Source organism: Rheinheimera sp. (assembly GCF_020217005.1).
In the GTDB taxonomy this organism is placed as follows: Bacteria; Pseudomonadota; Gammaproteobacteria; order Enterobacterales; family Alteromonadaceae; genus Pararheinheimera.
The window spans coordinates 1-10,000 of record NZ_JAIWOI010000101.1; the positions used below are offsets into that span (position 1 = coordinate 1).

Consider the following 10,000-nt stretch of genomic DNA (forward strand, 5'->3'; position numbering starts at 1 on the left):
TTGCGATGGCGTGCTGCCAAAGCTGAAGTGGCGGTGTTTGCCACGATAGAAAACTGTTACACTCATGCAACCTCAGTATAAATTCATAAGTTAAGATGGCGCGCTATTCTCAGAAACCAATGGATCTAAGCCAGTTGCTGCAACAAAGCACTTTATTGTCGACCATGCAGCACGCCGATCTGTTGCGCCAACTTAATACCGAATTAGCGCAGTTTCTGCAACTGGATCCAACCGGTTTTTGCAAAATTAGTACCATAAAAGCTGGGCGCTTAATTATTTTATGCCAATCTCCAGCCTGGGCGACCCGGCTGAAAATGCAAAGAGAGGCCATTCTAGACAATTTTCGCCAGAAAATCTTGCCGGATTTGGCAGGTATTGACATAGAAGTGTCACCCAATACCCAGCTGCAGTATGTCAAAGCGGAAGAAATCAAAACTGAAGGACCTAAAATATCTGAACAAGCAGCTGTGTATTTACTGGCTTTAGCACAAAACAGTGATGGTGAATTAAAGCAGAAACTACAAAGGCTGGCAGAGCTGGCTCAAAAGCCTCGCCCTGCCCCGAAAACTTAAGCTAACTGGGGAGCCAGATAAGATATCGGCATTTGCGCTTCTTTGTCGAAGCTGACAAATTCCCAGTTGGCTTGTTCAGCCAGCACTGCGGACAATAGCTGGTTATTTAAAGCGTGGCCCGTTTTATAAGAACGGAACTCGCCCAGAATGCTATAACCTGCCATATATAAATCGCCGATAGCATCCAGAATTTTGTGTTTGATAAATTCGTCTTCGTAACGCAGACCGTCCTGGTTTAACACCCGGAACTCATCCAGCACTACCGCATTATCAAAACTACCGCCTAACGCCAGATTATTGGCGCGTAAGTATTCAATGTCCTGCAGGAAACCAAAAGTACGGGCACGGCTGATGTCTTTAATAAAAGACGCAGCTGAGAAGTCCAGCTTCAGACGTTGTTTGGTCTCAGAAATCACAGGATGATCAAAGTCAATGGCGAAGTCCATGCGGAAACCGTGGTGAGGGACAAACTCAGCCCACTTATCACCGTCTTCCACCCGAACTTTTTGTTTAATACGGATAAACTTCTTGGCTTTTTTCTGTTCGCTGATACCGGCTTCCAGTAACAGATACACAAAAGGGTTGGCGCTGCCGTCCATAATTGGAATTTCGGCAGAGTCTACTTCGATAAACAGGTTATCAATGCCTAAACCCGCTACCGCAGCCATTAAATGCTCGGTAGTGGACAGGCGCACGCCCTGGTCGTTGATCAAACACGTACACATTACAGTGTCACCCACTAATTCAGGGGTAACTTTAAAATCAACGATCGGGTTCAGATCGACACGCCGGAAGACGATACCGGTATTATCAGGAGCAGGCCGGAGAGTAAGCGTAACCTTTTCTCCCTTATGTAAACCCACCCCGATCGAGCTGATTGATTTTGCAATGGTACGTTGTTTAATCATATTTTTTCCTGTTCAAATATTGAACAAAACCAAAATGGCGGCGAAGCATAACATAGCTGACCAGCTATGCCAACCTTTGAGCCTTTTGTCAGTTGACTAAAAAATTAGTCAGCTTGTTTACGTAAAAACGCCGGAATATCGAAAATATCGATGTTCGCTTGTTTTTCCGCTACAGGTTTGCTTTGTGCTACCGGGGCTTCCAGCTGAGCCTGTGACAGATCACGGGCCGCGTTACCCTGATGCGAGTAGCTTGTACCAGCACTGCCATAAACGTGCGCTGAACGTACTGGTTCATGACGGTGAGTTGGCACCAGACTGATGTCAGGCTTACGTTCAGCACCTATACCAGTGGCAACCACAGTGACACGAAGTTCGTCAGACATATCAGGATCAATCACAGCGCCTACTACAACAGTAGCATTTTCTGAGGCAAATGCTTTCACCGCATTACCCACAGTCTCAAACTCTTCAATGCTGATATCCAGACCAGCAGTGATATTCACCAGAATACCCTTAGCGCCAGACAGATCGATATCTTCCAGTAATGGGCTGGAAATGGCTTGTTCAGCCGCTTCTTCAGCACGGTCTGGACCTGAAGCCCGGCCAGTACCCATCATGGCAGTACCCATTTCCGACATTACTGTGCGCACGTCGGCGAAATCGACGTTAATCAGGCCAGGGCGGGTAATCAGCTCAGCTATACCTTGCACTGCACCTAACAGCACGTTGTTGGCCGCTTTGAACGCGTCCAGCAAGCTGGTGCCTTTGCCTAAGACTTTTAATAACTTGTCGTTAGGAATAGTGATCAAAGAGTCAACGTGTTTTGCCAGTTCAGCAATACCTTCGTCCGCATAAGCAGAACGCTTTTTACCTTCAAACGGGAATGGCTTAGTGACAACAGCCACAGTCAGGATCCCCATTTCGCGGGCGACTTCAGCCACTATAGGAGCAGCACCAGTACCAGTACCACCGCCCATGCCGGCCGCGATAAAGATCATGTCTGCGCCTTGCAGCGTTTTCTTGATGGTTTCACGGTCTTCTTCTGCCGACTTACGGCCCACTTCTGGATTAGCACCTGCGCCTAAACCTTTAGTCACACCAGCACCTAATTGCAACGTCATATGAGCTGACGAATTACGTAACGCCTGCGCGTCGGTATTAGCTGCAATAAATTCAACACCTTCGATGTTGCTTGCAACCATATACTCAACAGCGTTACCGCCACCACCACCAACACCTATGACTTTAATGACAGCTTCTTCGCTGTGGTTTTCCATTAACTCAAACATAGCTCTCTCTCCGTTTTAGTACGCTTACTCAAAAAAGTTAAAATTCGCCTTTAAACCAGCTGGTGAGTCGTTTCACCATGCCGCCGACTGACTCGCGGGCAGCGACAGCTTTTTTCTGCTGGGTCCGCATGTCTTTTCCATAAATCAGTAAACCCACTACGCTAGCGTAGGCCGGGTCCTGTACATATTCTCTTAAACCTGTAATGCCAATCGGATAACCCAAACGCACCGGCATCTGGAACACGTCTTCAGCAAACTCAATCGCACCTTCCATTTTGGCGGTACCACCAGTCAGCACTATGCCAGCGGCAATTTGTTCTTCCAGACCGCTGCTTCGAATCTCTTCCAGCACCAGTTCAAATAACTCCTGGTAGCGCGGTTCTACCACTTCAGCCAGGGTGTGGCGTGACATGCTGCGGGCAGGACGACCACCCACACTTGGCACTTCAATGTTTTCTTCTTTACCTACCATGCTGCGCAGCGCACAGGCGTATTGCACTTTAATATCTTCGGCGTGGCCTAAAGGCGTGCGGAAGATTTTGGCAATATCGCTGGTGACCTGATTACCAGCCACAGGGATCACCGCGGTATGGCGCAAAGCACCATTAGTAAAGACCGAGATATCTATAGTACCGCCGCCCATATCGACCACACAGACACCCAACTCTTTTTCATCGTCCGTCAGCACGGCATAGCTGGATGCCAAAGACGAGAAAATCAGCTGGTCGACATGCAGCTCGCAGCGCTCCGCACATTTTTCGATATTTTTTGCCATATCATTGGCACACGTGATGATGTGAGCCTTGGCTTCCATCCGCACTCCAGACATACCGATTGGGCTTTTAATACCTTCCTGCATGTCGACTGAAAATTCCTGTGGCAACACATGCAACATGCGACGCTCAGCTGAAATAGGCACTGATTTGGCCGCATGAATCACATTGATCACATCTTCAGCTGTCACTTCGGCGTCATTAATAGGCACCATGCCACTCTCGTTCTGACAACGAATATGCTTACCGGTAATACCTAAATACACAGAAGACACACGACAATCTGCCATCAGTTCGGCTTCTTCCACGGCGCGACGCACGGACTGCACCACCAGGTTCAGATCGTTGACTCCGCCTTTGTCCATGCCACGTGCTACGTGAGTACCTACACCTACGATACTCAATTGATTATCAGCGGTAATTTCACCCACTAAGGCTTTTACCTGTGCTGTGCCTATATCTAAGCCAACGATAAGATCACGTTCTGTCGACTTTGTCATCTTGTTCTCTTTGTTCTGGCGTTTCGACCCAGCGTACAGCGACGCCAGTGTCATAACGCAAATCAACTTCGGCGACTGCCTGAGTTTTATGTTTACTAATCACAGGGTACAAATCGATAAACCGCTGCACCCGCTTTGCCGTATCTTCCCGGCCCAGAGTCAATTGAATGCCCTCTGCTAAATTCAACTGCCAGGCCTGACGGGCTGACACTGTGAGTCCAGTCGCAGCATGGCTGTGCACCTGCAACATCTGATTCAATTGATTGAACATGGTCAGTGCATCCTGCTCGGCCCCGTCCGGACCTTGTAACTTTGGTAATGGCTGTTTTAGTTCAGCGACAGGAGCGACAAAGACCTGACCTTGTTGGTTGAGTAAATAATGGTCATTCCATATCGCGACTGGCTTATGTTCAGTCACCACCACCACGAGCGTATCAGGCCATTGTTTGCGCACGGCTGCCTGAGCTACCCAGGGTTGTTGCTGCAGAAACAGCTGCACCTGATCCACGTTCAAATTAAAAAAGTTACCCAGATACTGTTGCTGCAGTTTTTGATTTAAACCTGCCGGCTGGATCTGGGAAAAATCGCCATAGACCTTCACCTGCTGGATAGGAGCACTTTGTTGATCCTGACTCCAAAGCCAGATCTGATAACCTAACCAGCAAACAAACCAGACAGAAAAACAGAAAAACAGTACACCAGCCCAGAAGGCTTTGTTCATTGGTGTTTTAACTGTCTTGCCATTTTTTGTCATAAGGTCTGTTCTAAAATCTGTAAAACTAACTGCTCAAAAGTTAAACCCGCAGCTTTAGCCGCCATAGGTACCAAAGACTTCTCTGTCATACCTGGCACAGTATTCACTTCCAGCAGATAAAAGTTGCCCAGTTCGTCCAGCATGGCGTCAACGCGACCCCAGCCTGATGCACCTACTGCAGTAAAAGCTGCGGCAGCGGCTTGTTGTAACACAGCAGTCTGATCGGCAGTTAAAGGCGCAGGACAAAGGTATTCTGTGCTATTGGACTGATACTTGGCTTCATAATCATAAAAAGAGCGGGGTGTACGCATTTCTACGACTGGCAACGCCTTACCATTTAATACTGTCACAGTAAATTCGCGGCCCTGGATCCACTGTTCAACCAGTACATCCGTATCGTACTTAAAAGCCAGCGCTAAGGCTTGTTCCAGTTCTTCAGCAGTGCTCGCTGCACTCATGCCGATGCTGGAACCTTCATTGGCTGGTTTCACCATCACTTTACCAGCTAATTGCTGCAAAATATCCTGATAATTCAGTTGTTTTCCAGCTTGCGCCACTAAAAATTTTGCCGTAGGCAGACCCTGAGCCTGAAACAGCCATTTGCAACGGATTTTATCCATCGCCAAAGCTGAACCTAAGACGCGGCTACCGGTGTAAGGCAAGCCCATTAACTGCAAGGCCCCCTGCATAGTACCGTCTTCACCACCACGGCCATGCAGAACTATAAATACACGGTCAAAACCAGCAGCAGTCAAAGCACTTAATGGCTGTTCCTTTGGGTCAAAAGCATGGGCGTCGACACCTTGCTTTTGCAAAGCCGCTAACACGGCAGCGCCTGAACGTAACGATACGTCGCGTTCAGCTGAGGTTCCCCCCAGCAGTACAGCTACTTTGCCAAATTTGCTGCTCATACTTCAAGCTCCCTCGTTTGGTTTTAATGCAGAAATTGCTAATTTAGCGGCCGCCAGTTGCTTGGCCAGCGCACCTATATTGCCAGCACCCTGGGTCAGTAACACATCACCGTCCTGCAGTACGTCGGCTAAAGCTGCAGGTAAGTCGGCAGGCGTGGCCACATAAATCGGGTCAAGCTGACCACGGGCGCGGATAGAACGACATAAACTGCGGCTGTCTGCTCCCGGAATAACGGCTTCACCTGCTCCGTATACTTCCAGCAATAACAATAAATCAACAGAGGACAGCACTTTGGCAAAGTCCTCATACAAATCACGGGTTCTGGTGTACCTGTGTGGCTGATAAGCCATCACAATCCGGCGCTCCGGCCAGGCATTGCGCGCAGCAGCTAAAGTGGCTGCCACTTCGCTTGGATGGTGACCATAATCATCAACCAGTAGCACTTTGCCACGACCAGTCTCAAACTCACCGTATTGCTCAAAACGCCGGCCTATGCCCTCAAATTTTTTCAGCGCAGCTAAAATGGCATCCGTTGCTATGCCTTCGTCTTTTGCTACCGCAAATGCTGCAGTGGCATTTAGCGCATTGTGACGGCCCGCTAAATTCAATTCGATCGAACTGACCACCCCAGCTTTATCTGTGATGACAAAGTGGCTTTGAGTACCACTTTGGCTAAAGTGACTGATGACATAATCTGCATCTTCACTAAAACCATAGGTAATGACAAAACGGCCGATCTGCGGTATCAACTCACGCACTACAACATCGTCAATACACATCACTGCAACACCATAAAATGGCAGGTTATGGCAAAACTCCAGGTAAGTGGCTTTCATTTTTTCAAAGTCACCCTGGTAGGTTTCCATATGATCAGCTTCGATATTGGTGATCACTGACGCCATAGGTTGCAAATGCAGGAAGGACGCGTCACTTTCGTCTGCTTCAGCTATTAAATAACGACCAGCGCCAAGGCGGGCATTAGTGCCAGCGGAATTCAATAAGCCGCCGATCACAAAAGTAGGGTCTGTACCTGCTTCAGCAAAAATCGAAGCTATTAAACTGGTAGTGGTGGTTTTACCGTGCGTACCGGCTATAGCTATGCCATGACGGAAGCGCATTAATTCTGCCAGCATTTCCGCTCTGCGTACCACCGGAATCCGGTGTTCAATAGCGGCCGCCACTTCAGGGTTATCGGTTTTGATGGCGCTGGAGACCACTACTACACTGGCGCCCTCAATATTCTCCGCTTTATGACCAATGACAATACAGGCGCCTAGAGCGGCAAGACGGTCGACCACAGGGTTGGGCGCTATATCTGAACCTGATACTTTATAACCTTCATTGACTAATACTTCGGCAATCCCACCCATACCAGCGCCGCCGATCCCGACGAAATGGATCCGCTCTACCCTGCGCATTGCATTTTTATTTTGTTGGTTGCTCATTTAGTCATACCTGTTACTTCACCACAGACTCTCACTACTTGTTCTGCGGCATCATCAATTGCAGTTCTGCGGGCATTATTTGCCAAGTGACGCAGCGCACTTTTGTCCTGCAACCAGGACCGAAGCAAAGGCAATAAAGCACCTTTACTGAATTCACTTTGTGGCAGCAACACTGCCCCTTGTTTTTGTACCAGCCAACTGGCATTGGCTGTTTGGTGGTCATCAATAGCGGATGGCAAAGGCACAAAAACCGCCGCTACACCAGCACAAGCCACTTCAGAGACAGTTAAAGCACCTGCGCGGCAAATGACTAAATCGGCCCAGGTGTAAGCAGCGGCCATGTCTTCGATAAAAGCGCTGGCACTAGCTGTTAATTCCGGCAAAGCCGCATAAGCCTGTTGCACTTGCTGCTCCATGGCTTTGCCCGTTTGATGCCGCACTTCCAGCGCACCAAAACGCGAGGCCTGAGCAAACAGAGCAGGTAACTGTTGATTAAACACTTGCGCGCCTAAACTGCCGCCTACTACTAACACTTTTAAAGCTTTTGTTGGCTCCTGAAGCTGCTTTTGTGCCGATACGGCAAGCACTTCAGCACGCACAGGGTTACCCACTACTAATCTGTCTTTGCGATCAGCAAAAGCTTGTGGAAATGCCACTAACACTTTTTTCGCAATACGGGCTAATAATCTGTTAGTGGTGCCTGCGACCGCATTTTGCTCATGCACTATTAAAGGTTTGCCTGCTAACCAGGCCGCTAAACCACCTGGGCCACTGGCATAACCGCCAAAACCTAACACCAGTTCAGGGTTCAGTTGTTTAACTAAGGCCCGAGCCTGACTGACAGAGCGCCACAACATCAAAGGGGCTTTTAATAAGCTTCTTAAACCTTTACCGCGCAAGCCGGCCACGGCAATGCTATGAAACGGGAAACCAAACTGCGGCACCAAAGTCGCTTCCATCCGATCCGCCGTACCCAGCCAGTGAATAGTCCAGCCATGCTGCTTTAACAGTTCAGCCACAGCTTTCGCCGGAAATATATGCCCGCCCGTACCGCCAGCCATAATAAGCGCGTTTTTTTGCTCCTGCTGACCAGTTTGTTTCAGCTCAGGCATGAGGACCTCCGCTGATGGCATGACGACCTTTCAGTCGTACTTCAAAATCAATGCGAATCAGCAAAGCTGCTGCCACTAACATGATGATTAAACTACTGCCGCCCGAACTGATGAAAGGCAAAGTCAACCCTTTAGTTGGCAACACACCACTGGCCACACCGACATTAACGCAGGTTTGAAAACCTATCCAAATCGCCAGCGCATAGGCCAAAAAGCCATGGAAACTCATGCCTTTAAACAAAGCCTTATTGCCTATCCATAAAGCGCGACTGACCAGTAAAAACAACAAACAAAGCACAGAAAACACGCCAATCAGGCCAGTTTCTTCAGCTATCACCGCAAAAATAAAGTCGGTATGAGCTTCAGGTAAATACTCCAGTTTTTGCACGCTGTTGCCCAAGCCCTGGCCTAACCAACTGCCTCGGCCAAAAGCCATCAGCGATTGAGTCAGCTGATAACCACTGCCAAAAGGATCGGCCCAGGGGTCTAAAAAGGAAGTGACGCGACGCCAGCGGTATTCGCTGTACACAATCAACACACCTATGGCAGCTAAACCGGTAAAAATCAGACAGAAGAATTGCCATAACTTAGCGCCAGCTAAAAACAGCAAGACCACTGAAGTCGCAAACATCACAATTACTGTGCCTAAGTCCGGCTGCATCAAGAGTAAAACTGCGAGAATAAATAGAATGATCAAAGGCTTGATAAAGCCCTTAATATTTTCTCTGACTTCTTCGTGCTTACGCACCAGATAGCTGGACAGGTAGACAAAAAAGAATAATTTCGCAGGCTCTGCCGCCTGGATATTGATAGGCCCCAACACCAGCCAACGCGTTGAACCGTTGACGTTTTTACCCATCACAAGCACTGCCACTAAGGCCAGCAGTGCCATCATCAGTAACAAAATATTGGTGTTGTGCCACCAGGACACCGGCACATTCAGCACCATGTAAGCCGCAGCAAAACCAATCAATAAATACACCATATGGCGCACAGTGAAATGCAGCGGGTTACCGTGCAAACGCTCTGCCACAGGCACTGAAGCGCTTGTCACCATAATGATGCCAACGCCTAACACCAGAGCCAGCAACACCAGGAATATTTTATCGTAGCTGTTAGCCTCGTCACGTTGCCACCACTGAGCCAGTGCAGCTGTAGGGGAAGGGATAAGGTTCAGCAGCATTTGCCTCATAACCACACCTTCTGTACAGCGGCAGCAAACTGCTGACCACGGTCCTCGTAGTTTTTAAACATATCCAGACTGGCACAGGCTGGAGATAGCAATACCAGGTCATTGGCTTTGGCCAGTTGAGCTGCAGCTTTTACTGCAGTCACTAAATCTTTCACTTCAATACTGCCCGCTTTGAGCGCAGCAATAGCAGGACCGTCTTGTCCTAAAGTAATTAACAGATCAACATCGCGATTTAATACCTGGGCCAGTTCGCTGAAATCAGCGCCTTTGCCATCGCCACCTGCGATTAAAATCAGCTTGCCTGACACTTCGGGTCTTAAACCTGCGATAGCGGCCAGAGTCGCGCCGACATTGGTCGCTTTCGAATCATTAACCCAACGCACAGCCTTGTGGTTTGCCACCAACTGACAACGATGCGGCAAAGAAACGAAGGTTTTTAATGCTTCAATTAAGCCATCACGAGTTGCTCCTGCAGCTAGCGCCAAAGCGCAACTGGCTAAAGCATTAAACTGATTATGTAACCCCACTATGCTCATATCACGC

General features: G+C 48.7%; 10 protein-coding genes. 1 reads left to right on the forward strand and 9 read right to left on the reverse strand.

The window, feature by feature from the left end; genetic code table 11:
* Positions 1 to 95: 95 nt before the first annotated feature.
* Positions 96 to 572, forward strand: coding sequence for a DUF721 domain-containing protein (locus LDL40_RS04895; protein ID WP_300994039.1), 477 nt, complete (start codon positions 96 to 98; stop codon positions 570 to 572).
* Here LDL40_RS04895 and lpxC read toward each other — a convergent pair.
* The 9 genes from lpxC to LDL40_RS04940 form a co-directional block, all read right to left on the reverse strand.
* A complete protein-coding gene (lpxC, locus tag LDL40_RS04900; protein ID WP_300994040.1) occupies positions 569 to 1,480 on the reverse strand; it encodes a UDP-3-O-acyl-N-acetylglucosamine deacetylase in 912 nt (303 codons plus the stop codon). The two genes, LDL40_RS04895 and lpxC, sit on opposite strands and share 4 nt — an antisense overlap.
* 104 nt (positions 1,481 to 1,584) lie before the next feature.
* Positions 1,585 to 2,769 carry a cell division protein FtsZ gene (gene ftsZ / locus LDL40_RS04905; RefSeq protein ID WP_300994042.1) on the reverse strand — a complete coding sequence of 395 codons (1,185 nt, stop codon included), beginning with the start codon at positions 2,767 to 2,769 and terminating at the stop codon, positions 1,585 to 1,587.
* Positions 2,770 to 2,806: 37 nt separating this feature from the next.
* Positions 2,807 to 4,042, reverse strand: a complete 1,236-nt coding sequence (gene ftsA / locus LDL40_RS04910) for a cell division protein FtsA (protein WP_053424145.1) — start codon at positions 4,040 to 4,042, stop codon at positions 2,807 to 2,809.
* Positions 4,020 to 4,763, reverse strand: a complete 744-nt coding sequence (locus LDL40_RS04915) for a cell division protein FtsQ/DivIB (RefSeq protein WP_300994043.1) — start codon at positions 4,761 to 4,763, stop codon at positions 4,020 to 4,022. The genes ftsA and LDL40_RS04915 overlap by 23 nt, the downstream gene beginning before the upstream one ends.
* Before the next feature lie 29 nt (positions 4,764 to 4,792).
* Positions 4,793 to 5,707, reverse strand: a complete 915-nt coding sequence (locus LDL40_RS04920) for a D-alanine--D-alanine ligase (RefSeq protein WP_300994044.1) — start codon at positions 5,705 to 5,707, stop codon at positions 4,793 to 4,795.
* Between the two features lie 3 nt (positions 5,708 to 5,710).
* On the reverse strand, positions 5,711 to 7,153 hold the full coding sequence (gene murC, locus LDL40_RS04925) for a UDP-N-acetylmuramate--L-alanine ligase (protein ID WP_300994045.1): 1,443 nt from the start codon (positions 7,151 to 7,153) through the stop codon (positions 5,711 to 5,713).
* Positions 7,150 to 8,265 (reverse strand): undecaprenyldiphospho-muramoylpentapeptide beta-N-acetylglucosaminyltransferase, encoded by a 1,116-nt coding sequence (murG, locus tag LDL40_RS04930; RefSeq protein ID WP_300994046.1) that lies wholly within the window; start codon positions 8,263 to 8,265, stop codon positions 7,150 to 7,152. Before murG ends, murC begins: the two co-directional genes overlap by 4 nt.
* Positions 8,258 to 9,457 (reverse strand): putative lipid II flippase FtsW, encoded by a 1,200-nt coding sequence (gene ftsW / locus LDL40_RS04935; protein ID WP_300994047.1) that lies wholly within the window; start codon positions 9,455 to 9,457, stop codon positions 8,258 to 8,260. Before ftsW ends, murG begins: the two co-directional genes overlap by 8 nt.
* Positions 9,454 to 10,000, reverse strand: a 547-nt coding sequence (locus LDL40_RS04940) for a cyanophycin synthetase (RefSeq protein ID WP_300994048.1), incomplete at its 5' end; no start/stop codon positions are given. The genes ftsW and LDL40_RS04940, both read right to left, overlap by 4 nt.